This is a genomic window from Pseudofrankia inefficax, from assembly GCF_000166135.1.
GTDB lineage: Bacteria > Actinomycetota > Actinomycetes > Frankiales > Frankiaceae > Pseudofrankia > Pseudofrankia inefficax.
The window spans coordinates 6,578,376-6,603,329 of record NC_014666.1 but is presented as its reverse complement, the minus strand read 5'-3'; the positions used below and the strand labels follow the sequence as shown (position 1 = coordinate 6,603,329).

Annotated in this window: 22 protein-coding genes; 14 read left to right on the top strand and 8 right to left on the bottom strand. The window is 71.0% G+C overall.

Translation table 11 applies throughout. The features are described 5' to 3' along the window. Window positions 1-122: 122 nt before the first annotated feature. Both FRAEUI1C_RS26715 and FRAEUI1C_RS26710 read left to right on the top strand, forming a co-directional pair. Entirely contained in the window at window positions 123-869 is a 747-nt protein-coding gene (locus tag FRAEUI1C_RS26715; RefSeq protein ID WP_013426482.1) for an SDR family NAD(P)-dependent oxidoreductase, read from the top strand. A gap of 74 nt (window positions 870-943) precedes the next feature. Next, on the top strand, window positions 944-1,384 hold the full coding sequence (locus FRAEUI1C_RS26710) for a nuclear transport factor 2 family protein (protein ID WP_013426481.1): 441 nt from the start codon (window positions 944-946) through the stop codon (window positions 1,382-1,384). Between the two features lie 73 nt (window positions 1,385-1,457). Here FRAEUI1C_RS26710 and FRAEUI1C_RS26705 read toward each other — a convergent pair whose 3' ends face one another. Further along, window positions 1,458-3,887, bottom strand: coding sequence for a CaiB/BaiF CoA-transferase family protein (locus tag FRAEUI1C_RS26705; RefSeq protein ID WP_013426480.1), 2,430 nt, complete (start codon window positions 3,885-3,887; stop codon window positions 1,458-1,460). A gap of 234 nt (window positions 3,888-4,121) precedes the next feature. Here FRAEUI1C_RS26705 and FRAEUI1C_RS26700 point away from each other — a divergent pair, with 234 nt between their 5' ends. The 3 genes from FRAEUI1C_RS26700 to FRAEUI1C_RS26690 all read left to right on the top strand — a co-directional run bounded on the left by FRAEUI1C_RS26700 (window position 4,122) and on the right by FRAEUI1C_RS26690 (window position 6,997). Continuing rightward, entirely contained in the window at window positions 4,122-5,336 is a 1,215-nt protein-coding gene (locus FRAEUI1C_RS26700) for a cytochrome P450 (RefSeq protein ID WP_013426479.1), read from the top strand. Between the two features lie 201 nt (window positions 5,337-5,537). Then, window positions 5,538-6,443 (top strand): LLM class F420-dependent oxidoreductase, encoded by a 906-nt coding sequence (locus FRAEUI1C_RS26695; protein ID WP_013426478.1) that lies wholly within the window; start codon window positions 5,538-5,540, stop codon window positions 6,441-6,443. A 263-nt stretch (window positions 6,444-6,706) separates the two neighbouring features. Then, window positions 6,707-6,997, top strand: coding sequence for a DUF1330 domain-containing protein (locus FRAEUI1C_RS26690; protein WP_013426477.1), 291 nt, complete (start codon window positions 6,707-6,709; stop codon window positions 6,995-6,997). Window positions 6,998-7,086: 89 nt separating this feature from the next. Here FRAEUI1C_RS26690 and FRAEUI1C_RS26685 read toward each other — a convergent pair whose 3' ends face one another. The 5 genes from FRAEUI1C_RS26685 to FRAEUI1C_RS26665 form a co-directional block, all read right to left on the bottom strand. Next, a complete protein-coding gene (locus tag FRAEUI1C_RS26685; RefSeq protein ID WP_013426476.1) occupies window positions 7,087-7,275 on the bottom strand; it encodes a ferredoxin in 189 nt (62 codons plus the stop codon). Beyond that, window positions 7,275-8,573 (bottom strand): cytochrome P450, encoded by a 1,299-nt coding sequence (locus tag FRAEUI1C_RS26680; protein WP_041259658.1) that lies wholly within the window; start codon window positions 8,571-8,573, stop codon window positions 7,275-7,277. Before FRAEUI1C_RS26680 ends, FRAEUI1C_RS26685 begins: the two co-directional genes overlap by 1 nt. A 294-nt stretch (window positions 8,574-8,867) precedes the next feature. Beyond that, window positions 8,868-10,319: an aldehyde dehydrogenase gene (locus FRAEUI1C_RS26675; protein ID WP_013426474.1), complete on the bottom strand. Its 1,452-nt coding sequence runs from the start codon at window positions 10,317-10,319 to the stop codon at window positions 8,868-8,870. A gap of 46 nt (window positions 10,320-10,365) precedes the next feature. Next, window positions 10,366-11,286, bottom strand: coding sequence for an HpcH/HpaI aldolase/citrate lyase family protein (locus FRAEUI1C_RS26670; protein WP_013426473.1), 921 nt, complete (start codon window positions 11,284-11,286; stop codon window positions 10,366-10,368). 143 nt (window positions 11,287-11,429) lie between these two features. Beyond that, complete coding sequence (locus FRAEUI1C_RS26665; RefSeq protein ID WP_013426472.1) at window positions 11,430-12,392, bottom strand: TIGR03621 family F420-dependent LLM class oxidoreductase; 963 nt, start codon at window positions 12,390-12,392, stop codon at window positions 11,430-11,432. A 140-nt stretch (window positions 12,393-12,532) separates the two neighbouring features. Here FRAEUI1C_RS26665 and FRAEUI1C_RS26660 point away from each other — a divergent pair, with 140 nt between their 5' ends. The 6 genes from FRAEUI1C_RS26660 to FRAEUI1C_RS26635 all read left to right on the top strand — a co-directional run bounded on the left by FRAEUI1C_RS26660 (window position 12,533) and on the right by FRAEUI1C_RS26635 (window position 18,108). Then, the gene (locus tag FRAEUI1C_RS26660; protein WP_013426471.1) at window positions 12,533-13,723 is read left to right on the top strand and encodes a CaiB/BaiF CoA transferase family protein; all 1,191 of its coding nucleotides are present in this window, start codon (window positions 12,533-12,535) and stop codon (window positions 13,721-13,723) included. Window positions 13,724-13,847: 124 nt separating this feature from the next. Continuing rightward, window positions 13,848-15,143, top strand: a complete 1,296-nt coding sequence (locus FRAEUI1C_RS26655; protein ID WP_013426470.1) for an aromatic ring-hydroxylating oxygenase subunit alpha — start codon at window positions 13,848-13,850, stop codon at window positions 15,141-15,143. 14 nt (window positions 15,144-15,157) lie between these two features. Then, the gene (locus FRAEUI1C_RS26650) at window positions 15,158-15,502 is read left to right on the top strand and encodes a hypothetical protein (protein ID WP_013426469.1); all 345 of its coding nucleotides are present in this window, start codon (window positions 15,158-15,160) and stop codon (window positions 15,500-15,502) included. Between the two features lie 11 nt (window positions 15,503-15,513). Further along, window positions 15,514-16,350, top strand: coding sequence for a TauD/TfdA dioxygenase family protein (locus tag FRAEUI1C_RS26645; RefSeq protein WP_013426468.1), 837 nt, complete (start codon window positions 15,514-15,516; stop codon window positions 16,348-16,350). A 141-nt stretch (window positions 16,351-16,491) separates the two neighbouring features. Then, a complete protein-coding gene (locus FRAEUI1C_RS26640) occupies window positions 16,492-17,247 on the top strand; it encodes an SDR family NAD(P)-dependent oxidoreductase (protein ID WP_013426467.1) in 756 nt (251 codons plus the stop codon). A gap of 123 nt (window positions 17,248-17,370) precedes the next feature. Then, window positions 17,371-18,108, top strand: a complete 738-nt coding sequence (locus tag FRAEUI1C_RS26635) for an SDR family NAD(P)-dependent oxidoreductase (RefSeq protein WP_013426466.1) — start codon at window positions 17,371-17,373, stop codon at window positions 18,106-18,108. Between the two features lie 89 nt (window positions 18,109-18,197). On the opposite strand, the gene FRAEUI1C_RS26630 is transcribed toward FRAEUI1C_RS26635, so the two are convergent. Next, entirely contained in the window at window positions 18,198-19,445 is a 1,248-nt protein-coding gene (locus tag FRAEUI1C_RS26630) for an ABC transporter substrate-binding protein (RefSeq protein WP_013426465.1), read from the bottom strand. Between the two features lie 269 nt (window positions 19,446-19,714). Then, window positions 19,715-21,382: a class I adenylate-forming enzyme family protein gene (locus FRAEUI1C_RS26625; protein ID WP_013426464.1), complete on the bottom strand. Its 1,668-nt coding sequence runs from the start codon at window positions 21,380-21,382 to the stop codon at window positions 19,715-19,717. Window positions 21,383-21,557: 175 nt separating this feature from the next. Between FRAEUI1C_RS26625 and FRAEUI1C_RS26620 the strand changes: the two genes are divergently transcribed. Genes FRAEUI1C_RS26620 through FRAEUI1C_RS26610 form a run of 3 tightly spaced genes read left to right on the top strand, consistent with a single transcriptional unit; the run spans window position 21,558 to window position 24,954 of the window. Beyond that, complete coding sequence (locus FRAEUI1C_RS26620; RefSeq protein WP_013426463.1) at window positions 21,558-23,291, top strand: bifunctional 3-(3-hydroxy-phenyl)propionate/3-hydroxycinnamic acid hydroxylase; 1,734 nt, start codon at window positions 21,558-21,560, stop codon at window positions 23,289-23,291. Then, a complete protein-coding gene (locus FRAEUI1C_RS26615) occupies window positions 23,288-24,136 on the top strand; it encodes an alpha/beta fold hydrolase (protein ID WP_013426462.1) in 849 nt (282 codons plus the stop codon). The genes FRAEUI1C_RS26620 and FRAEUI1C_RS26615 overlap by 4 nt, the downstream gene beginning before the upstream one ends. Further along, window positions 24,133-24,954, top strand: a complete 822-nt coding sequence (locus tag FRAEUI1C_RS26610; protein ID WP_013426461.1) for a 2-keto-4-pentenoate hydratase — start codon at window positions 24,133-24,135, stop codon at window positions 24,952-24,954. Before FRAEUI1C_RS26615 ends, FRAEUI1C_RS26610 begins: the two co-directional genes overlap by 4 nt.

Genomic DNA, 24,954 nt, shown 5'->3' with positions numbered 1-24,954 from the left:
TGGCCGCCTCACGGCCGGGCCGACGGAACGCCGTGGACGGAGTGGTCTGCGCCACGAATCGACTTCGACGTCAAGATTCGCCAACGGGTGCGCCCGATGGCTCCCGGGTATAGAACACGGGCATGGCGGGACGGTTTGAAGGCAAGGTAGCGCTGATCACGGGCGCGGGCTCCGGAATGGGCCGGGCAACCACGATTCGCCTGGCTTCCGAGGGTGCCTCGGTGCTGGCCATCGACATCAACGAGGGCGCGCTCGTGGAGACGAAGACGCTCGCGGACGGGCCGGTCTCGCTGCGCCAGGTCGACGTCGGCGATCCCGCGGCCTGCGCGGAGGCGGTCGCGGTCACCGTCGCCGAGTTCGGCCGGCTGGACGTGCTCGGCAACGTCGCGGGGATCTACCGCCCGGCGCACACGGCCCAGACGTCGCTGGAGCTGTATCGCCAGACGATGGCGGTCAACCTCGACGGCCCGTTCTTCCTTTCCCAGGCGGCGATCCCGCACCTGCTGGAGAGCGGCGGCAACATCGTCAACATCGCCTCCAACGCCGGCATCCAGGGCACTCCGTACTCGGCCGCCTACGCCGCGAGCAAGGGCGGGCTCATCCAGCTGACCCGGTCGATGGCGGTCGAGTTCATCAAGACCCCGATGCGGGTCAACGCGATCGCGCCGGCCGGGACCCTGACGAACATCGCCCGCGACGTGACCTTCCCCGAGGACCTGGACCCGGACCTGGCCCGCCGGATGGCCGGCTACCGGGGTCTCACGATGCCAGAGGAGATCGCGGCGCTGTTCGCCTTCCTGGCCTCGGGCGAGGCCCGGTCGATCACCGGCGCGGTCTACGTCGTCGACAACGGCCTCACCGTCAGCTAGCCCGGGCGCCGGCCCGGCCCGCACAGGCAGCCCCGCACAGGCAGCACAGCACGCACGGTCAGCGAGGAGAACCGATGGATCTGCAGGCGGTCTCGGACAAGCTCGAGATCCAGGAGCAGCTTGCCCGCTACGCGCGTGGCGTCGACACGAACGACTACGAACTGTGGAAGTCGGTGTTCACCCCCGACGCCCTGATCGACTACACCTCGACGTCGGCCACCCTGCCGGTCCTCCGGCGCGACGAGATGGCCGCGCACCTCGAGGCAGGTCTCGGCCAGATGCCGATGAAGATCCACTACATCACGAACGTGGAGATCACCCTCGACGGCGACAAGGCGAAGGTGATCGCGCAGTTCTTCAACCCGATGCAGGTGCCCGGGATGGCCGAGCAGAGCTCCTGCGGTGGCTACTACTTCCACGACTTCGTGCGCACGCCGGACGGCTGGAAGAGCGCGAACCTCACCGAGAAGCTGGTCTGGTTCGTCAACCCCCCATCGGCCCGCCCGACGAGCTGACGCCGCCCCGCGCGGCGGGGCCTCGGTGGGGTGACGAGTCAGCCTGGCCCGTCACCCCACGGGGGTCGATGCTTCAGCCGCGGGCGGCCGCGGGCAGCGGGCTCGGCGGGATCGCGCCCGCGTCGGCCAGCGTGGCCTGGGCGTCCGCGTCGAAGCCGGCCGCGGCCAGCACCTCGGCGGTGTGCTCGCCCAGCCCGGGGATCGCGACCCGCACGGCCGGCCGCGGTGCCGGGCCGAGCCGCAGCGCGAAGCCGGGCTGCTCGGTACGGCCGCGCGCACCCCAGGCGAAGGCGACCGTGCGACCGATCTCCCGGTCGACCGGGTCGTCCAGCACGTTCGCGATGAACCCGGACCGGTCGACCTCGGCGACCAGCTCGGCCGGCACGCCGGCCGCGCGCAGCCGGGCGACCCAGCCCGCGGCCGTCCCACCCGCCGCGAACGCGGCTTCGAGGATCTCCTCGGCGGGCTGCCTGTCACCCGGCGCGGTCCGCAGCGGCGGCGGCTCGGCCGGCAGGCCGGCCAGCGACGGGACCGGCCGGCCCGCGGTCGCCGGGCGGGCCGAGCCCGGCGCGGGAGCGACGGCGAGGCCGGCCTGGACGGCGTCCCGCAGCCGGCGCCACGCGGCCGCGTCCGGGACGGCCAGCGCGAGCCAGCCACCGTCGGCGGCCTGGTAGAGCCGGTAGGCGGCGCCGTACCCGGTCTGCTCGGCGTCGAGCACCGGGCCGGAAATGACGTGCGGGGCAGCCGCGGAGGGATCGCCGGCGAGGAACGCGCCGGACTTGAGCATCAGCCCGGCGCCCAGCAGCGACGTCGCGACCGACTGCCCGCCGCCACCCCGGCGCCGCGCGTAGAGGCCGGCGAGGATGCCGCAGGCGGCGACCCAGCCGCTCGCGGAGTCGATCGCGCCCCAGACCAGGAACGTCGGCGGCTGGCCGGCGCCGCCCTGGGCGCCCTCGACGCCGGACAGGGCCTGCATCAGGTGATCGTTCGCCGGGAGCTTCGCCCGCGGGCCGGTCGCGCCGAAGCCGCTCGCGTGGCAGTAGACCGCGTCCGGGTTGGCGGCGCGCACGGTCGCCTCGTCGTAGCCGAGCCGCTCGGCCAGGCCGACCCGGGAGTTGTGGTGAACGACGTCGCTACCGGCGAACAGCGCCGCGAGGACCCGGTCGGCGCCGGGCGCCTTCAGGTCCAGCGCGACAGCACGCTTGCCGCGCTGGCCGGCGGCGAACATCGGCTCCATGGTCCGGTGGACGTCCCCGGTTACCGGCTCGACCTTGACGACGTCGGCGCCCAGCTCGGCCAGCACCGCCGTCGCGACCGGCCCGGCCAGGTAGGCCGACAGGTCCAGCACGCGCACCCCGGACAGCAGCCGCCCGTCGCCGGCCGGGGGGCGCGTCCCGCCCGCGCGAGCCGGGTCGGACGCCGTCACCCGGGCGATCGGGCCGAGGACCGTGACCGCGCCGTGGTCGGGGTCGTCGTGGGTGACGGACAGGCCGGTCTGGCGGACGTGCGGGTCCGCGAGCGCCTCGCCGGGGCGCAGCACCGGCTCACAGCGGAAGTTGTGGCCGGCGAACTCCGCCAGCCACTCGGCCCGGGGCCGGCGCGCGAACGCGGCCGCCCAGCGGGCCCCGCGCTCGACCATCGCGCCGCTCATCAGGTCGGCGTTGTAGCCGCGCTCGCTCGGCGGCTCGCCCAGATGCGCGAGGAAGGCCTCGTAGGCGCCCTTCGCCCCGAACCACAGCTGGAGGTACTCGCCGTCGGCGCACCGGTAGGCCAGGCTCTCCTTCGGCCCCTGGTCGCGCCACAGCAGCGTCGTGGTGGGGGACGGGTGCTCGACCCGGCCGATGATCATGGGAAGCAGTGCGCGCAGGCCGTCGGCCAGCGAGGTCTCGGCCCAGCCGCCCCGGCCGGTGCCGACCCGCTCGTACAGGCCGGCGAGCGCGCCGACCGTCGCGGCCAGCCCCGCCCCGGCGCTGGCGACGGTCAGATCGGGGAAGGCCGGCCTGCCGGGCTGATGGTGGCGGATCTGGGTGAGCAGCCCGAGCCGGGCGTCGAGCAGCAGCTCCAGGTCACCGACCGCGCCCCGGGCGGTGTGGCCGGGACGCAGCCGGACCACGACGAGCCGCGGGTTGAGCAGCGCGAGCGCGGGATAGTCGAGTCCCTGGCGTTCGATCGCCTCGTGCGGTCCGGCGAGGAACAGGACGTCGGCGCCCCGGGCCAGTTCGGTGACGGCGGCCGCGGCGGCCGGGTCGGCGTCGTCGACCTCGACGACGCGCTTCCCGCGGTCCCACACGTGGTCGAACTCGATGCCGGTGTCCAGCGTCGACCGGGTCGTCGAGCGCACCCGGGTCACCTCGGCGCCGAAGTCGCGTAACAGCGCGCCCGGCAGGCTCGTGGCGAGCCCGGCGCCCACGACGCTGGTGCCGAAGGCGGCCTCGACGACCCGCACCCCCGCCAGGGGACCGTGCGGAGCGGGGATCGTCGGAGCCTGCGGCTCGGTCGTCATCTGGCGCTCCTCCCGTGCGCCGGCCGCCCCGAGCTGCGGGCATCGCGCCGGCCAGCGTTTTAACATCGACGTCGATTGATAGTTGTGGCTGCGCGTGGGGGACGCAAGGGCTCAGATGGCTAGCCGCCGCCCTGGCGGGCACGGGTTGCCCGTGGGTTCAGGTTGATGACATGCTGCTGCCACGAACCGGAGGGCGAGCCTCCGAGTCGCCGGCGACGCGGAAGGAGGCGGCGGGTGGAGCTCGGCTTAGCCAGTGCCACGGCGGACCGGGAGATCTACTACGACCCCTATGACGTAGTAATCGACTCGGATCCCTACCCGGTCTGGAAGCGGATGCGCGACGAGGCACCGCTCTATTACAACGACGCGCACGGCTTCTACGCGCTGAGCCGGTGGGACGACGTCGACGAGGCGATCGCCGACCATGACACTTACATCTCCGGCCAGGGCTCGGTCCTGGAGATCATCAAGGCGGGCCGAGGGGTGCCGCCGGGCATGGTCCTCGGCGAGGACCCGCCGATCCACGACCTGCACCGCGCGCTGATCTCCCGGGTGTTCACGCCCCGGCGGATGGCGGCGCTGGAGCCCCAGGTGCGCCAGCTGGTGGCGGACACGCTCGACCAGTTCGTCGGCACCGACGGCTTCGACTTCGTCGTCGACCTGGGCGCCTTCATCCCGATGCGTGTCATCGGCATGATGCTCGGCATCCCCGAGAGCGACCAGGCCGCGATCCGCGACGCCGGCCACGAGCGCCACCATCTGGAGGCCGGCCAGGCGCCGAAGGCGAGCGACCCCGAGATCTCGATGCAGGCGTTCGCCGAGTACATCGACTGGCGGACGAACAACCCGTCCGACGACCTGATGACGGCGCTGCTCACGGTCGAGTTCACCGACGAGACCGGCACTCGCCGCCGCCTGAGCCGCACCGAGGTGCTCATCTACACCGCGCTGCTCGCGGGCGCAGGCAACGAGACCACCCGCCGGCTCATCGGCTGGACCGGCCAGCTGCTCGGCGACCACCCCGACCAGCGCCGCCAGGTCGCGGCCGACCGGGACGGCCTGGTCGCCAGGGCGGTCGAGGAGACGCTGCGCTTCGAGGCGCCGTCGCCGGTGCAGGCGCGGGTGCTCTCCCGCGACGTCGAGCTGTACGGCCAGACCGTGCCCGCGGGCAGCGCCCTGCTGCTGCTCAACGCCTCGGCCAACCGCGACGAGCGGCACTGGCCGGACGCCGACTCCTTCGACCTCCACCGCGCCCCGGAGCGGCACCTGTCGTTCGGGCACGGCATCCACTTCTGCATGGGCGCCGGCCTCGCCAGGACCGAGGGCCGGGTCGTGCTCGACGAGATGCTCAAGCGGTGGACCGACTGGGAGGTCGACTACGACAACGCGGTCCTCGACCACACGTCGACGACCCGAGGCTGGATGAAGCTCCCGATCCGCCTGTCCTAGCCGGCAGTCTGTCCTGGCCGGCAGCCTGGCGCTGCCGGCAGCTGGCCGTCCGGCATCTCGTGCGCGGGGCACCCGCCTGCGGGCAGGATCGCGAAAGCGGCCTTCGGCAGCTTGCCAGAGCACCTGACCGACCCGTGGTGTTCCGTCGCCGGCGACGGCGGGGCGCCGCTCGACCCGACCGACGCGCGCTAGGGGACCTCGATGCGTTTCATCCTCCACTACCCGGAGACCAACGGCACCGACCGGGACATGCTCGACGCCGGGCCGCTGGACGAGGTCGCCGCGGCGGCCGAGAAGGCGGGCTTCGACGCGCTCTCACTGACCGAGCACCCGATCCCGGGGGCCGGCTGGCTGGAGACCGGCGGCCACCAGAGCCTCGACCCGTTCGTCGCGCTCGGCTTCGCCGCGGCGGCGACGACCCGGCTGCGGCTGATGACGAACCTGTCCGTGGTCACGTACCGCAACCCGTTCCTGCTGGCCAAGGCGGCGGCGACGGTCGACAAGCTGTCGGGCGGGCGGCTCATCCTGGGCCTGGGCGCCGGTTACCAGAAGTCGGAGTTCTTCGCGCTCGGCGTCGACGCGGCCGAGCGGGGCGCCCTGTTCGAGGAGGCGCTCGACGTGCTGCCGCTGCACTGGAAGGGCGAGCCGTTCAGCTACGAGGGCCGCCACTTCAACGCCCGCAACGTGATCGCCCGGCCGAAGCCGGTGCAGGACCCGATCCCGATCTGGATCGGTGGCAACACGCCGGCCGCCCGGCGCCGCGCGGCGCAGAAGGGCCAGGGCTGGCTGCCGATGATGGCCCCGCCGTCGGTCGCGGTCACCGCCCAGACGACGGCGATCAACTCCCGCGACGAGCTCGCCGGCCTGATCCAGGGCGTGAAGGACGCGGCGGCCGCGGCCGGGCGCACCGAGCCGCTGGACTTCACCTGCTCCTACAGCGACCCGGCGATCGGCTCGTCCCCGACCGTCGACCCGGACCGGCACCGCGAGCAGTTCGCCGAGTTGGAGAAGGTCGGCGCGACCTGGTGCATCATCTCCTGCCACTCCGAGTCGCGAGAGACGACGCTGGACTTCATCGAGTCCTTCGGCGCCACGTACCTCTCCTGACCGAGGCCCCTCCCGCAGCCGAGGCCCCTCCCGCCCCGCCGGCCATGAGCTCGGCGGATCCGCCTCCTTGATCGCCGTCTCGGCCCTCCCGTGGTCGTAAACCAGCCCCGATCACAACCACCCGAGGGCCGAAACGGCGATCATCTCCGTTTTGTCCCGTGTGGGCTGCAGACGTCGCGCCGGATGGTGGGGACGGACGAGGATGGCCGGAGCGACGTCGACGACGTCTGGACCTGCGAACTGACCTGAGGAGAGCCGAGCGCATGCCGAAGGCGTATGTCGTTTTCACCGAGGCGATCAACGACCCGGACGGGATGGCCGAGTACAGCAAGCTGGCCATGGCGTCGTTCGCGGGCCACACCGCTCGGCCGCTGGCCGTCGGACCGGCCACCGAGGTCCTCGAGGGGGAGTGGCACGGCAACCAGACGGTCATCCTCGAGTTCGACTCGGTCGAGGAGGCGAAGGCCTGGTACACGTCGGAGGCCTACGCCAAGGCGATCCCGCTGCGCCAGGCCGCGGCCGACTGCAACGCGGCCATCATCACCGGCTTCTGAACCGGCTTCCGAACCGGCCTCTGAGACCGGCCCAGGACGCCAAACGGGCGGTGGCGGGAGAACCCGCCACCGCCCGCCGTCGCGCCAGGTCACTCCACTGTGATGGCACGCTCCGGGCAGTGCGTGGCGACGACGCGGACCGCGTCCTCCAACTCGGCCGGCACCTCGTCGACGATCACCTCGCCGTAGCCGTCGTCGTTGACGACGAAGACCTGCGGGCACTCGGCCGCGCAGACGCCGTGCCCGCGACAGTTGTCGTCGTCGATGAAGACCTTCATCACGCCTCGACCGCGACCTGCGCCGGCGTGACCTCCAGGCCCAGGAAGAGCAGCCCGCGCAGGATGAACGTCGGCATGTAGCGGTACTTGGGGTTCTCGGCGGAACCGTGCAGGCCCGGGTCCAGCCGGATGTCGCTGGTGCGCTCCAGCAGCCGCTGGATGGCGACCCTCGCCTCGGCCCGGGCCAGCGGGGCGCCTGGGCAGGTGTGGATGCCGCGGCCGAACGCGATGTGGTGCCGCGCGTTCGCCCGGCTGATGTCGAACGTCGCCGGGTCGTCGAAGTGGCGCGGGTCGCGGTTGGCGGCGCCGTTGACGATCATGAGAGTGGCACCGGCCGGGACGTCGACCCCGCCGACCGAGACGGGGCACTTGGACATCCGGAAGTCGCCCTTGATCGGGCTCTCCGTCCGCAGCACCTCCTCGAGGAAGTTCGGCACCTTCTCGGGGTTGGCGCGCAGCGTCGCCTGCAGCTCCGGGTCCTCGGCGATCAGCTTCGCCGCGGTGCTCACCAGCCGGACCGTGGTCTCCTGGCCGGCCGAGAACAGGTTGGCGGCGACCCGGCAGACGTCGATGACCTCGGGGGTCGTGCCGTCGGGGAAGGTCGCCTGGGCGAGGCCGGTGAGCACGTCGCCGCGCGGCTCCTTGCGGCGGTCCTCGATGTAGCCGGCGAACTTCCCGTAGAGGAACTCCAGCGGGTTGTGCGCCAGGGACTCGCCGCTGCTGGAGCCGATGCCACCGCCGACGTTGGAGCGGTTGAGCTGCTTGATGAACTCGGGGTGGTCCTCCGGCGGCACGCCGAGCAGGTCGGCGATGACCAGCAGCGCGAGCGGCCCGGCGAACTCGCCGACGAACTCACCCTTGCCCCGCTCCAGCAGGGTGTCGAGGAGCTGGTCGGTGATCCCGCCCATCCACTCCTCGTTCTCCTTGAGGCGCTTCGGGGTGATCATCTTCATCAGCAGTGCACGGTGGTCCGTGTGCGTCGGCGGGTCCATCGTCGGCAGCTGGTCGCTGAAGGGCAGCGAGTCGCGGTGCTGCGCGATCAGCTCGGCGACGTCGTCGCGGCCCTCGACGGGGACCGGGAAGCCGGGGAACGGGCCGGTCACCGAGGTCACCGAGGAGAAGTTCTCGACGTCCTGCAGGACCTGGACGCCCTCGTCGTAGCCGGTGACCATCAGCACGTTGTGGTGCGGCTCCCGGTACACCGGGCACTTGGACCGCAGCTCGTCGAAGTACGGGTACGGATCGTCGACGAGGTCCCTGCCGAGGAAGAAGTCCAACGACTCGAGGTCGTTCGCCACAGGCCCGGTCTTGGCCTCAGACGCCTCAGGCCCGTTCTCGGCCTCAGCAGCCGCCGGCCCGTTCTTGGCCTCAGCAGACACAGGTGCTCCCTTCGACGCCGCGACGCCGGCCGGGCGTGGGACGGGGGTTCTCGTCGCGGCTGTGACGAGGATAACGACGTTATTCTAAGCGAGAGCAGCGTTCTCCGAAACGGAAAGCTGACATCCACAACGTACCGCACCGGACGCGGCGCCCGCTCCAGTCGCGCTCTGGCTGGGCCGGGCAACCTGGCGGCGCCCGGCCCAGCCGCTGGCCTAGCGACCGGCGGCGACCGAGATCGACTTGGAGTCGAGGAAGCCCTCGATACCTTCCTTACCCAGCTCGCGGCCGATGCCGGACGCCTTCACGCCGCCGAACGGCGCCGCCGGGTCCATGCTGTAGGCCTCGTTCACGCCGAAGGTGCCGCTGCGCACCCGCCGGGCGACACCCAGGCCGCGCTCGACGTCCGCCGTCCACACCGAGCCGGACAGGCCGTACTCGGTCGCGTCGGCGATCCTGATGGCCTCGGCCTCGTCGGTGTACGGGAGCACCGAGAGGACCGGGCCGAAGATCTCCTCCTGCGCGATCCGCATGGAGGGCTCGACGTCGGCGAACAGCGTCGGGCGGACGTACCAGCCGCGGTCGACCCCGGCCGGCAGGTCGGTGCCGCCGGTGACGAGCCGAGCACCCTCCTTCTGGCCGATCTCGATGTAGCCCCGGACCCGGTCCTGCTGGCGCTGGGCGACCAGCGGGCCGACCTCGGTGCTCGGGTCGGACGGGTCGCCGGTCGGCAGGCCCGCGACCATCGCGGCCAGCGCGTCCACGTACTCGGCGTAGCGCGACCGCGGAACCAGGACCCGGGTCTGCGCGACGCAGGCCTGGCCGCTGTTCATCAGGCCGGCGACCTGGACGCCCTTGGCCATCGCCGCCGGGTCGGCGTCGTCGAGCACCACGGCGGCGGACTTGCCGCCGAGCTCCAGGCCCACCCGCTTGAGGTTCGCGCCGCAGGCCGCCGCGACCTTGCGGCCGGCGGCCGTGGACCCGGTGAACGAGATCTTGTCGACGCCGGGGTGGGAGACCAGGTACTCGCCCACCTCGCGGCCGGCCGGCAGGATGCTGACCAGGCCGGCCGGCAGCTCGGCCCTGGTGAGCAGGTCCGCCAGCCAGTAGGCGTCCAGCGGCGTCTCCGGCGACGGCTTCAGCACCACCGAGCAGCCGGCGAGCAGCGCGGGGATCAGCTTGCCGATCGTCAGGTGCATCGGCATGTTCCACGGGACGATCGCGCCGACGACGCCGACGGGCTCCTTGCGCACCAGGATGTCCTGGCCGTAGAAGCCGGGCCGGCGCTCCTCCCACTCGAGGTTCTCGGCGATGCCCGCGAAGGCGTTCATCATGAACATCGGGATGGCGACGTGGCCGAGCTTGGCGAAGCTGATCGGGGCGCCCATCTCGGAGCTGATGATCTTCGCGAGCTCGCCGCGGCCCGGCTTGTAGAGCGCCGCGAGGCGGCGGACCGCGGCCACCCGCTCGGCGACCGGCAGCCGGGGCCAGGGACCCTCGTCGAACGCGGCGCGGGCCGCGGCCACCGCCTTGTCCACGTCCACGGTCGTCGGCTCGGCGACCCGGGCGATGACCTCCTCGGTGGCTGGCGAGACGACGTCGAAGGTGTCGGTGCCGCTCGGCGCGACCCACTCGCCACCGATGAACAGTCGATCCTGTACCTGCATGTGACCCTCCGGGGGCTTACCCGGCCGGGGCCGGGCGGAAGTGGTGTCAGACCTCGTCGATGAGGCCGGCGAGCACCGCGCGGTGCAGCGTGTTCGTGGCCAGGCGCATGTGGGCGGCGTCGACGAGCTGGCCGCCGCGGCCGATCGCCCCGACGCCGTCGCGCTCGGAGGCCCGGTACACCTCGATCGAGTCGCGGGCCTCGGCGATCTGCGCCTCGGTCGGGGCGAACACCTCGTTCGCGATCGGCACCTGCGACGGGTGGATCGCCCACTTGCCGTCGAAGCCGAGCAGGCTCGCGTGCGTCGCCGCCTGGCGGTAGCCGTCCGGGTTCAGGTAGGCGGGGTAGGGAGCGTCGATCGCGTCGATGCCGGCACCGCGGGCGGCGGCGAGCACCTGCACCCTGGCGAAGTGCCAGAAGTCGCCGGGGTATTCCCCGACCGGGTCGAAGTTGCCGTCCACCCGGGCGTGCAGCGAGGCGGACAGGTCCCCGGCGCCGAAGATGATCGCCTCCAGCCGCGGGCTCGCCTTGGCGATCTCGGGGGCGTTCGAGAGGCCCTCGGCCTCCTCGATGAGCACCTCGAGGCCGATCCGCTTGCGCAGGCCGAGCTTCGTCTCCAGCTGGGTGAGCAGCACGTCGACCCACCAGACGTCCCGGGCCGAGCGCGCCTTGGGCACGATCAGCACGTCCAGCGACTCCCGGGCGCCGGTGACGATCTCGATGATGTCGCCGTGGCACCAGGGGGTGTCCAGCCCGTTCACCCGGACGGCCCGGACGGTGTGCCCCCAGTCCTGCCCGGTGAGCGCGGCGACGGCGATGGCGCGGGCGGACTCCTTCACAGGGGGCGCGCAGGCGTCCTCGAGGTCGAGGAAGACCAGGTCGGCTCCGGACTTGCCGGCCTTCATGCACATCTTCTCGCTGCTGGCCGGGGTGGCCAGCTCCGAGCGGCGGGCACGCGGTTCGCGCACGGATCCTCCTGCTGTTCTGTGCGAGGCCGGCGCTCTGCCTGGCCGCGTTCGATCGGGCGAGGTTCTCATCCCCTGGCCCGGACGGCCGCCGGGCTGGGGTAGCGGTCGGACTGGGGAGCGGTCGGGCCGGATGGCCGGCGCGGTTACTTCCCGGCCAGCGCGGCGACGATGGGCGCGAACGTCCGCAGCTGGCCCTGCTGGACGCTGACATAGTTCACGCCGAAGGCCTCCCGGCGCTCGACAAGCCGCTCGATGATCTCGTCGAGGGTGCCGAGTAGCACGTTCGGATGCGCCGCGATGACCTCGGGGGTGGTCTGCGCCCAGCCCGCGATCCGCTCCGTGGCCTCGACGGTGTCCGTGGTGATCTCGGCGAACCATGGCGAGCCCTCGATGTCGAGCTGCTCCAGGCGGTCGCCCGCGGCCGCTCGTACGTACCCGACCCGGCGGGCGAGCTCCTCGGAGGGGGTCAGCCCGTCCTCGTTGATCGCGACGAACGGCGTGTTCGAGATGCTCACGATGTCGGCCTCGCGGGCGGCGAACGACAGGATGCGCTTCTTGCCGCCACCGACCATGATCGGGGGCCGCGGCTGCTGGACCGGCAACGGGAGGCCGCGGTAGCCGGAGACCTTGACGTGCTGGCCGTCCAGCTCGATCGGCTCGCCGGACCAGTGCGCCTTGGCCAGCGCTACGACCTCGACGAGCTTGTCGATGCGGCGCGGCGCGGGCAGGTAGGTCAGCCCCATCGCGTCGAACTCGATCTCGTTCCAGCCCGCGCCGATGCCGAACTCCATCCGGCCGTCGGAGAGCAGGTCGATCGTCGCCGCCTCCTTCACCAGTGCGGCGGGAACGTGGTAGTCGGCGCAGAAGACCCGGCAGCCCACCCGCAGCGTCGTGGTGACGGCCGCGGCCATCGCCATCGAGCTGATCGGGGCGAGGTGCTGCGGCGGCATGCTCGCAGCCCGGTTCGCCGGCCCTCCGCCCAGATAGTGGTCGGCCACGAACAGGGTCGAGTACCCGAGGTCCTCGGCCTCCTGGGCCAGGTCGCGCCACTCGGCGCCGGACTTGGCCTTGGTCCCCTGGACGGCAAAGCGGAACGGGCGGACCATTATCACCCTCCGAACATAACATGCTCGCTCACGCGAAAGACGACGTCCGATCCAGGGTAGCGCCGTTCTCAGATTTGTGGAATGATGGTTCTCGCAGGTCAGAGTGGCGGTTCTGGGGACGCGAATGGAGGAGTTACGGCATGCACGCGCTCGACGGCGTCAAGGTTCTCGATCTCGGCACGTTCATCGCCGGGCCCTTCTGCGCCACGGTGCTGGGGGAGTTCGGGGCTGAGGTAGTCAAGGTCGAGCGTCCCGGTGGCGGTGACCACCTGCGTCGCTTCGGCACCGACACTGAGTGTGGCGACACGCTGGTCTGGCTGTCCGAGGCGCGGAACAAGCGGTCGGTCACGATCAACTTCGCCGACCCGCGTGGCCTGGAGCTGGTCCGCGAGCTGATCGCCTGGGCCGACATCGTCATCGAGAACTTCCGTCCCGGGGTCATGGAGAAGTGGGGCCTCGGCCCGGAGGCGGTCCAGGAGATCAACCCGCGGGCGATCATGCTGCGGGTCTCCGCCTACGGCCAGAGCGGGCCGCTGCGTGACCTGCCGGGCTTCGCCCGGATCGCGCACGCGTTCTCGGGGCTGGCCTACCTCGCCGGCGAGCCGGACCGGGTACCGGTCACCCCCGGCTCCACCTCGCTGGCCGACTACATGACCGGGATGTACGGCGTCATCGGGGTGCTGATGGCGCTGCGGGCCCGGGACGCCACCGGCCGCGGCCAGGTCGTCGACATCGCGCTGTTCGAGACGATCTTCCGGGCGCTCGACGAGCTCGCCCCGGCCTACCAGAGGTACGGCTACGTCCGGGAGCGGATGGGCGCGGACACGGTCAACGTCGTCCCGCACAGCCACTACCGGACCGCCGACGACCAGTACGTCGCGATCGCCTGCTCCCACGACGACATGTTCCGCCGGCTCGCGCTCGCGATGGGTCGCCCCGAGCTGTCCGCGCCGGACCGGTTCGGGCCGAAGCAGAACCGGCTCGCGGCCCGCGACGAGGTCAACAAGATCGTGGCGGAGTGGGTCGGCTCGCTGACCTGCGACGAGGTCGTGACCCGCTGCCGCGCGCAGGACGTGCCGGCCGGCAAGGTCAACTCGATCGCCGACATCTTCGCCGACCCGCAGTACGCCCACCGCGGGACGATCACCACCCAGGAGTCCCGGATCGGCCCGCTCGCCGTGCCCGGGGTGGTGCCGACGCTGTCCGAGACGCCCGGCGAGATCCGCTGGCTGGGCCCCGAGCTCGGTGCGCACACCGACGGCGTCCTCGACGAGATCCTCGGCCGCTCGGTCGAGGAGATCACCCAGCTGCGCGCGGACGGCGTGGTCTAGCCACGCGGTCCGGGTGCGCCACCAGACCTGGCCACACCGACCCGGCCACACCTGACCCATCACCGCACATCGGCGCCGGACGGAACAGCTCCGGGCCGAGATCATCCCGAGGAGGGGGTGGAGAATGTCCAGCATCGACAAGCTGGCTACCGGCCGCGAGAAGTACACGCTGGATTACCCGGAGCTTGGCACCGGACCGGTCAGCTACGAGGACTCGATCTCCGAGGAGTTCTTCGAGGCCGAGCGTGAGGCCATCTTCAAGCGGACCTGGCTGAAGGTCGGCCGGATCGAGCAGCTGCCGCGCAACGGCACGTTCTTCACCCGCGAGCTCAAGGGCCTCGGCTCGATCGTGATCAGCCGCCACACCGACGGCAAGGTCTACGCGCTGCACAACATCTGCGCCCACCGCGGCAACAAGGTGGTCTGGCAGGAGCACCCGGCCGAGGAGTCCAAGGGCTCGGCCCGCCAGTTCCAGTGCAAGTACCACGGCTGGCGCTACGGGCTCGACGGCAAGTGCAGCTACGTCACCAAGCGGGACCAGTTCTTCGACTCGCTGCCCGACGACGAGCTGGGCATGCCGCAGCTGCAGTGCGAGGTCTTCGCCGGCTTCATCTTCGTGAACTTCTCCCCGGACGCCCCGCCGCTGCGCGAGTTCCTCGGCGAGAAGCTCGTCCGTGAGCTGGAGTGCTGGCCGTACGAGAAGTTCACGAACCACTGGTCGTTCCGGACCTACGTCAAGGGCAACTGGAAGATCGGCATCGACGCGCTGCTGGAGTGGTACCACCCGGCCTACGTGCACGGCCGTTTCCTCGACGTCGACGTGAACCAGGCCGAGAAGCTCGTCCCCCCGATGGACAGCTACCACTACGACCTGTTCGCGCCGCACATGCTGACCTCGGTGCCCGGCCCGCCGCCGCTGAAGAAGAAGCAGGGCTCCGTCGGCCCGCCCGAGCGCAACGAGGACTGGATCTACAAGCTGTTCCGCGCCGGCCTGTTCGGCCCGGACGACCTGCGCGAGGACCTCGGGTACCTCACGCCGGAGCGCAACCCGGGCGAGGTCCGGTACTGGAGCAACGACCAGTACTGGCTGTTCCCGAACCTGTCGATCCAGCTGTGGGGCCGCGGCTACGTCATCACCTACCAGTACATCCCGGACTCGGTGGGCGGCCACAACTACGAGGTCGACATCTACTTCCCCGAGCCGAAGACCGCCTCCGAGCGCCTCGCCCAGGAGGTCGTGGTCGACTCGACCATCGAGTTCGCCATGCAGGACACGAACACGGTCGAGGCGTCCTACTCGGCGCTGGCCAACCGGGCGCTGCAGCAGTTCCACCTGTCCGACATGGAGCTGATGATCCGCCAGTTCCACCACGTCGTCCGCCAGGCCGTCGCCGCCCACCAGGCCGGCAACGACAAGTAAGGGAGCCCGACATCATGACCACCACCACGGGCGCCCTGCTGCCTGAGAAGTTCAGCGTTCTCGACTCCTGGGTCGCCGACTGGTCGCTGGCCACCCGGACCGAGCGGTACGCCATGCGTCTGTCGAAGAACATCGACGAGCTGTCCGCGTTCTACGACGCGGTCGCGCCGCTGGCGGAAGAGGCGATCGAGTACCTCGACACCCTCGACATCAACGACCTGCCCGAGGACGCCACCCGGCTGCTGAACCTGCTCTACTCGTTCATCCTCGTCTCCTACCCGGTGAACATCTTCAAGCAGCCCCGCATCCCGGACTCGGGCGCGGCGTTCTTCAACAACGTCGTCGAGCCGGCCATCTAAGCGAGGCGCAGGTGAGTATTACCAAGACAAAGATCACGCCGACGACCGGCGTGGAGATCTCCGGTCTGTCCGGCTCCGCGCTGGTCGACCGGGCGGTCGCCGACGACACCCTGGCCGCCCTGGACGCGGGCGGCGTCGTGATCTTCCGGGAGGCGAACGTCGACGACGCCGAGCTGGTGGCGTTCAGCCGCCTGCTCGGCGAGGTGGTGCCGCCGAAGTACGGCAAGGTCAAGGGCCACCCGGAAGTCCAGGCGATCACTCGCGACGCGTCGAAGAGCAACATGGCGGCGTACCGCGAGGCGACGTTCTGGTGGCACTTCGACGGCTCGACGGACACCCTGCCGGACAAGTACACGCTGCTCACCGCGCGAGAGGTCTCCGGCGACGACGACGGCGACACCGAGTTCGCCAACACCTACGCGGCCTACGACTCGCTCACTGACGAGGAGAAGGCCGAGCTGGCGGGCCTGCGGGTGGTGCACAGCTTCGAGAACTCGCAGCGCAACGTCTACCCGAACCCGAGTCCTGAGGAGAAGGCGGTCTGGGACCGTATCCCGTCCCGCGAACATCCTCTCGTCTGGCATCGGCGCAGCGGCCGGCGGTCGCTGCTGCTCGGCGCCACCGCCGGCGAGGTCGTCGGGGTGGCCCCCGGGGAGGCCCGGCCGCTGCTGGATCGGCTGCTGGAACGAGCGACCGCGCCCGAGTTTGTGGTACGCCATAAGTGGCAGCGTGGCGACCTGGTCATCTGGGACAACACGGGCATGCTGCATCGGGCGATGCCCTACGGCGAAGGCTCCAGCCGGCTGATGCATCGCACCTCGATCGTCGGCGACGAAGCCATCGCCTGACAGCAGTCCGACGAGGTACGCCCCGTGGCGTGCACCCGGGCAGGTGCCCGTGACCCAGCCGACTCCGTCAGCCGGCCGTCTCACGGGCACCCACGCTGCTGCTGATCATTGGCGCATCTAGGACCCAGGAGGTTCGGAACAGTGACCGAACGACGAACGGCGCTCGTCACCGGCGGTGGCTCGGGAATCGGGCGTGCGTGCGCCCACCGGCTCGCCGCGGATGGCTTCGCGGTGGCTGTCCTGGATCTCAACTCCGACACGACCAAGCAGGTGGCCGAGGAGATCATCGAGGCCGGCCACGAGGCGATCGCCGTCGGCGGGGTCGACGTGTCCGACCGGGCCGCCGTGAACGCCGCGGTCGAGAGTGTCCGCACGCAGCTCGGACCGGTCCTGGCCCTGGTCAACAGCGCGGGCATCACCGGGTTCAGGGAGTTCCTGAAGATCAGTGACGCCTCCTGGGACAAGATTATCGCGGTGAACCTGTCCGGCCCGTTCTACCTGTCCCAGGCGGTTCTTCCCGACATGATCGCCGCGCACTGGGGCCGGATCGTGAACATCTCGTCCTCCTCGGCCCAGGGCGGCCAGCAGTACATGGCGCACTACGTGTCCTCCAAGGCCGGCCTGATCGGTATGACGAAGTCGCTCGCGCTGGAGTTCGGCGAGCACGGCGTCACCGTGAACACGATTCCGCCGGGCTTCGTCGACACGCCGATGATGCGTGAGTCCGAGCGTCGCGGCATGTTCGGCGGAAGCGTGGAGGACCACGAGAAGAAGACGCCGGTGCGCCGGGCCGGAAAGCCCGAGGACATCGCGGCGGCCACCTCGTTCCTGTGCCGTGACGAGGCCGGTTACATCACCGGCCAGGTCATCGGCGTCAACGGCGGCCGCAACACCTGAGCAGGGCGTCGTCCCGCGGATTCCTCAGGCCCGCCGCCGTACCGGCGCCGGCGGGAAGGGGATCCGCGGGGCGGCCGTCGGAAAAAGTCTTCGAACGCGGTAACGCGGGTGACGGAGGATGCGGTGGGACGGCTCGACGGCAAGGTGGCGATCGTGACCGGCGCCGGTTCGGGAATCGGCAAGGCGTCCGCGCTGCTCTTCGCGCGGGAAGGCGCCAGGGTCGTCTGCGCGGACCGGAACGGCTCGGAGAAGGCCACGGCCGCCGAGATAGGCGCCGACGCCGTCGCGGTTCAGGTGGACGTGGCCGTAGGCGAGCAGGTCGCGAACCTGGTCGACACCGCGGTCCGCACCTTCGGCAAGCTCGACGTGCTTTTCAACAACGCCGGGATCTCCGGTCCGTCCGGGCTCATCCACGAGCTCGACGAGGAGATCCTGGACCAGCTGCTCGCGGTGAACATCAAGGGCGTGTTCTTCGGCATCAAGTACGCCGTGCCCAGGATGCTGGAGAACGGCGGTGGGTCGATCATCAATACGGCCTCGAACGCCGGCATGGTCGGCTGGAAGGGCAAGGCCGGCTACTCGGCGGCCAAGGGTGGCGTCGTGCTGCTGACGAAGTCGGCCGCGCTCGACTACGCGAAGTCCGGCATCCGGGTGAACGCGATCTGCCCCGGCATGACCTGGACGGGAATGGCCGAAGCGCAGGCGCCCGCGCCGCCGCAGGACATCAAGGTGCCGAACCCGATGGCCCGCTTCGGGCGGCCCAGCGAGCTCGCCGCGGCCGCACTGTTCCTCGCCAGCGACGAGTCCTCCTACATGACCGGCGTGGCGATGCCCGTAGACGGCGGCTACGTCGCCCGCTGAGATCGCAACGTCGACGGCCGGAGCCGGCGCGCCTCCCGCGGGAAGCGCGCCGACCCCGGCCAGTTGTCGTTCGGGTCAGGAGCGGCGGATCAGGTAGCCGCGGAGACCGTCTTGCCCGGGACGATGTCGCCGCAGACCGGGATGGCGTTCGGCACCGGCTTGAAGGTGCTGCCCTCCAGCTTCGCGATCCACTGGCAGTTGTCCGCACCGGCCACGATGTTCTCGCGGTCGTTGATGTCCAGCTTGTGGCTGCCGTAGAGACCAAGGGCAGTGAAGTCGTGGATACCGGACAGGGCCGTCAGCAGCGAGGCCGACGTCGGGTTCGCGCCGGCGGCCTTGAGCCCCTGGACGAGCAGGCCGACCGAGACGTACCCGTTGTACATGCCGTAGGCGGGGGTGCCGTTGACGCCCGCGCTCTTCAGGTCGGCCGCGAACGACTTGGTCGCCGGCGTCCCCATCTCCATCAACTCGTAGCCGGAGAGGAAGTAGACGTTCTGGGCCGCGGCGAGCGCGCCCGGACCGGCCTGGAGCAGGTCGCCGCCGTAGCCGGTGGGCAGCAGCGCGGCCTTCAGGTTCACGCCCTGGTCACGCAGGCCCTTGATGATTCCGAACGCGGTGTCCGGGTCCATCTGCATGACGATTCCGTCGACCTTGGCGTTCTTCATCGCGAGCACGATCGGCGCGACGTCGGAGCCGAGGGTGACCTTCGCGTTCAGGTAGCCGACCTTGATCCCGGCGGCCTCCGCCGAGGCCGCGGCGGCCGCGCCGGACTCCGAGGCGATCGGGAGCGAGTAGGCGGCGACGCCGAGGCTGGTGACGCCCTCCATCTTGAAGAACTTGCCCATGGTCGTCGCGACCTTGGTGGTCTGGAGCGCGCCGAAGATCGAGTACATGTTCTTCGACGTGATCCACTCGGGGCCGTCCTCGGCGGCGCCGATAACCGGCACGTTGTGCGCGGTCAGGTAGGGCGCGGCCGCGAACAAAAGAGACGAGTTGGCGAGGACCGCGAAGACGTGGTCCTGCGTGACGAACTTCTGCGCGACCGCAAGCGCGGTCGCCGGGTTCGTGGCGGTGTCACCGACGATGTACTTGATCGTGTACCCGTTGCGGGACGCGTAGTACGTCCCGGCCTTGACGCCTTCGACAACAGACTTGTTGCCGGAGGCCGCGGCGCCGGTCATGTCGGCGATGACGCCGACAGTGATGGTCTTGTTCGTGGCCGCACCGGTCGCGCCGGCGGTGGAACCGCCCGAGCCCGACGAGCCACAGCCTGCCGCTAAGAGCACCGTCGCGACGGCCGCCGCGGCGGCGAGGACAGTCCTGGGCTTACGGATCACTGCTTCCCCTCATTCTGTTGCTGGTTGGCGAAGGAACCTGGTTGGTGTGGCGGCCGGACGGTCACCCCGCCGGCGCCCCCGGGCGAGCGGCCGTCGGCTCCGGGGGCATGGAGGCGAACGTTACACCGGTTGTGAACACCATTCTCCTGGAGACGCACGAAGATTCTCCAATTAGGGGAGCGGTATTGGCTCCAATCGGTGATGCGCGTCACCGCGTCACGGTCCGAGCCCGGCCGGGCCGTCGGCGTGACCCGGCCTGCGGCCGGCCACTAGCGCGATCCAGCCGCTGGCCGTTCCCGCAGCGCGGCTCGCTGGATCTTCCCGGTCGCGGTCTTCGGCAACGCCGGAATGATGACGACACTGCGCGGGCGCTTGTACGCGGCGAGGCGTTCCCTGGCGAAGTCGACGAGCTCCTGCTCGCTGGCCGCCGCGCCGTCGCGTAGCGAGACGTAGGCGGCGACCGCCTCCCCCCGGTACTCGTCCGGCACCCCGACCACCGCCGCCTCGAAGACCGCCGGGTGCTCGTAGAGGACGTCCTCCACCTCGCGCGGCCAGACCTTGAAGCCCGAGGTGTTGATCTGGTCCTTGATCCGGTCGACGAGGTAGATCCAGCCGTCCGCGTCCATCACGGCGACGTCGCCGGTGTGCAGCCGGCCGCCGGGCAGCGCGTGCGCCGTCGCCTCGGGATTGCGCCAGTACCCGGGGATCACCTGCGGCGCGGTGAAGACCAGCTCGCCCTCGGTGCCGGGCGGCAGCGGGGTGCCCTCGGCGTCGATGATCTCGACGTCGACGTTCTGCATCGGGACGCCGATCGAGAGGGTGCCGCTCGGCTGGTGCACGGGAGCGGCGGCGCCTGGCGGCACGGCGATCCCGCCGCCCGTCGTCTCGGTCATCCCCCAGATGTTGTGCAGGTAGGGGCCGAAGCGGGCGCGGAAGGCGTCGATCGTCGACGGCGGGATGGGCGCGCCGCCGGAGTAGAGCCGCCTGATCGTCGTGAAGTACTCGGGGCCGGCCGCCGGGACCCGGAAGAACGCGTTGAAGGCGGTGATCGAGCCGATCGTCGTCGTCACTTCGTGCTCGCGGAACGCGTCGAGGACGACGGCGGGATCGAAACGGCCGCTCATGCTGAGCGTCGCGTCGTTCAGCAGCGCGATGCCGGCGTTGAGCGAGAGCCCGGTGATGTGGAACAGCGGCGCGATGGCGAAGGAGACGTCGCCGGGTTCGAGCTCCAGCCAGCCGGCGTAGTTCTGCACCGAGTGCAGGAAGTTGCGGTGGGTGTTCAGCGCGCCCTTGGGCGGGCCGGTGGTCCCGGAGGTGTAGGTGATGAACGCGGTGTCGTCGAGGTCGACGTCGACGGGCCGCGGGCGCTGGCCCGCGCGGGCGACCAGGATGGCGCCGAGATCGCCGTCGGGTGACGGCTCCGGTTCACCGGGCCCGGTGAAGACGCGTGGGTCGTCGCGGGTCTGGAAGTCGCGCGACGAGGCGGACAGCAGCCAGCCGACGGCGGTGCCGGCGAGCGACGCGCGGGTCTCCAGGTCGGTGCCCCGGGCGACGATCACCCCGCGGGTGCCCGAGTCCTCGATCAGACGCCGTAACTCCGGCCCCTGGTACATCGGGTTGAGCGGGACGGCCGTGGCGCCGGCCTTCCAGATCGCCAGCAGGCTGATCGGGTAGTACGGCACGTTCTGTAAGTAGATGCCGACCCGGTCGCCCCGCTCGACGCCCCGCGCCTGTAACTCGGCGGCCATGGCGTCCGCGTGCGCGTCGAGTTCGGCCGCGCTGAGCGAGCCGTCGAAGTACCGCACCGCCGGACGGGCGGGGTTGGCGGTGACCCGGGCCTGCCACGCCTCGACGACCGACGCGTGGGCGATCTTCGGCGTGGGATCGATCCCCGCGGGGTAGCGGGCCAGCCACGGCTGCGAGGCATCGGTCGGCATGATCGTCCCTCGGTGAGCGGGGCCGGGTTCGCACGTCCCAGACCGGGTTGACGGGTTGCGCGGACATTACTAGTTTTTTCGCAGCTATTGAATAGCCTGTTGCAGATAGTGCACTCTGGCTGGGAGACGCCTTGTCTGTCCGGCAGACAGAGCACCCGCCACCCGAGGAGCCGCGGTGTCCACGCAGGTCGGCACGACAGAGCCCCGCTCCTTGCCACCCGATGAGGCGATCGACGTCGCCGTCGTCGGCGCGGGCCCGACCGGGTTGATGATCGCCAACCTGCTCGGCCTGCACGGGCTGCGTGTCCGGGTCATCGAGGCCGGGCCCGCGCTGATCGACTTCCCGCGCGGCGTCGGCATGGACGACGAGACGCTGCGGACGTTCCAGACCGCCGGCCTGGTCGAGCGCGTGCTGCCGCACACCATCCCGCACCAGTTGCTGGTCTTCGTCGACGCCAAGCAGCGCGACCTGGCCCGGCTCGCGCCCCCGCAGGCGGACTTCGGCTGGCCGCGGCGCAACGGCTTCGTCCAGCCGCTGGCCGACCGGGTGCTGCTCGACGGGCTGGCCCGCTTCGACGACGTCGAGATCCAGTTCTCCTCCCGGGTCACCGACGTCGCGCAGGACGCGGACGGGGTGAGCCTGACGATCGAGACCCCGGACGGCGAGCAGACGCTGCGGGCGGCCTTCGCCGTAGGCGCGGACGGCGGGAGCAGCGCGACCCGCAAGGCGCTCGGCCTGGGCTTCGAGGGCACGTCGTCGGCCGCGAACTGGTTCGTCATCGACGTGCGCAACGACCCGCTCGGCCGGCCCGGCGCCTACGTCTGCTGCGACCCGCGGCGCCCGTACGTCTCGATCAGCATCCCGCACGGCATCCGGCGCTTCGAGTTCATGCTCAAGGCCGGCGAGACCGAGGCCGACGCGATGACCGACGAGTTCCTCGCCAGGCTGCTGGAGCCGATCGTCCCGGCCAGCGCGAAGGTCGACATCATCCGCCGGCGCGTCTACACCCACCACTCCCGGCTGGCCGAGCACTTCCGCTCGGGCCGGGTCTTCCTCATCGGCGACGCGGCGCACCTGATGCCCGTGTGGCAGGGGCAGGGCTACAACAGCGGCATCCGGGACGCGCTGAACCTGTCCTGGAAGATCGCGATGGTGCACCGGGGCCTGGCCGCGGACCATGTCCTCGACACGTACGAGTCCGAGCGGCACGACCACGCGAAGGCGATGATCGACCTTTCGACCCGGGTGGGGAAGGCGGTCTCCGTCACCAACCGGTTCGGCGCGCTCGCGCGTGACCTCTTCTTCCGGTCGCTCTCGGCGATCCCGAAGGCGAAGACCTACATCGTGACGATGAAGTTCAAGCCGATGCCGACGATGCGCGAGGGCGCGCTGACCAGGGTCGGGTCGGTGAGCGAGCCGAGCCCGGTCGGGCGCCTGTTCATCCAGCCGACCGTGAGCACCCGCGCCGTACCCTCGACCAAGCTCGACGACGCGCTCGGCCCGTGGTTCGCGCTCATCGCCTGGAACAACGACCCGCGCCAGATCCTGGACGACGACGCGCGGCGGCGGCTGGCCCGCAGCGGGGTCCGCGTGGTGGAGGCGCGCCCCGCGACGCAGCTGCACTGGAACGCCCCGGCGGCCGACGGCACGACTTTGGACGGCACCGCCCCCGACGACTCGGTGCTGGTGGTCGGCGACCTGGACGGCTCACTCAAGCGCTGGTTCGACGCGCACCCCGAGTCCGTGCTGCTGGTCCGCCCGGACCGCATCGTGGGTGGCGCGAGCCCGGCCCACGCCGCGTCCGAGATGGTCCGGGCCTTCGACGCCGCGGTCGGGGCTCCCGACCCGCGGCCCGCCACCGTTGGAGGGAACGCTGTGGCTGGGAACGCTGTGGGAGGGAACGCATGACGCTCTGGACCGACCTCGCCGGGCTGGACTACACGGTGCGCCATGTCGACGTGGGGCCGTGGTCGACCCGGGTGCTGGAGCACGGCGCCGGAACGCCGTTCATCCTCATGCACGGCACCGGCGGCCACCTGGAGGCGTTCACCCGCAACCTGCGCGCGCTCGGCGCCCACTACCGGCTGATCGCCTACGACTACCCGGGGCACGGGTGGACGACGACCACCACCCGCGACCTGGAGATCGACGACTACAGCGAGCACCTCGTCGGGCTGATGGACACCCTCGGCATCGAGAAGGCGCACCTGTCCGGGGAGTCGCTCGGCGGCTGGGTCGCGGTGAAGTTCGCCGCCCGGTACCCGGAGCGCGTCGACCGGCTCGTCCTGAACACCCCGGGCGGGACGATGGCGACGCCCGAGGTGATGGAGCGCATCCGCTCGCTGAGCCAGGCGGCCGCCGACGACCCGAGCGAGGAGCGCATCCGCACCCGCCTGGAATGGCTGATGGCCGACTCGAGCTCCGTAACCGACGAGCTCGTCGCGATCCGGCGCGGTGTGTACAGCCGGCCTGGGTTCGCCGCGTCGATGCGTCACATCCTCTGCCTGCAGGACCCGGAGGTCCGCCGCCGCAACCTGGTGACCGACGAGGAGCTGGCCGCGATTACCGCGCCGACGCTGGTGATCTGGACCAGCGACGACCCGTCCGGCCCGGCGAAGGCCGGTCTGGACATGGCCGAGCGCATCCCGGCCGGGGAGTTCCGGCTGATCAAGGAGGCCGGCCACTGGCCCCAGTGGGAGCAACAGGAGGAGTTCGACGGTATCGCGCTGGAGTTCCTCGGGAGGGGCGCATGACCGCCGGTACCGAACCCGTCGACGCGGCCATCGACGCGGCCGTCGAACGACTGGAGCTCGCGGCCGCCAGCGGCATCGCCTGCGCGCCGCTCGTCGACCTGCTCGTCGACGGTGACATCGACACCGCCTACCAGGTGCAGCGCCAGCTGACCGAGCGCCGGATCGCCGCCGGGGCCCGCATCGTGGGTCGCAAGATCGGCCTCACCTCGGCCGCGGTGCAGCGCCAGATCGGCGTCGACCGGCCCGACTTCGGCGTGCTGTTCGACGACATGAGCTACGCCGACGGGGAGCTGATCCCGGTCGGCCGGCTGCTGCAGCCCAAGGCCGAGGCCGAGGTCGCGTTCCTGCTCGCCAGCGACATCGACGACGCCTCCGACCCGGCGGTCGTGCGCGCCGCGGTGGCGCTGGCGTTCCCGGCGCTGGAGATCGTGGACAGCCGGATCGCCGACTGGAAGATCGGCATCACCGACACCGTCGCCGACAACGCCTCGTCCGGCGTCTTCGTCGTCGGCGCGACCGGCACTCCGCTGGCCGAGGTGGAGCCGATCGACGTGACGATGTCGATGCGCCGGGCCGGAGCCGACGGTGGCAGCGAGGTCGTCTCGACCGGCACCGGCGCCGACTGCCTGGGTGATCCGCTCAACGCGCTGGCCTGGCTGGCCGCGACCCTGATCGAGGTCGGGACGCCGCTGCGGGCCGGCGACCTGGTGCTCTCCGGCGCGCTCGGGCCCATGGTCGCGGTGGCGCCAGGCGACGTCTTCGAAGCCGACATCGCGCCGCTCGGCACGGTCACGGCACGGTTCTCCGGAAAGGACTAG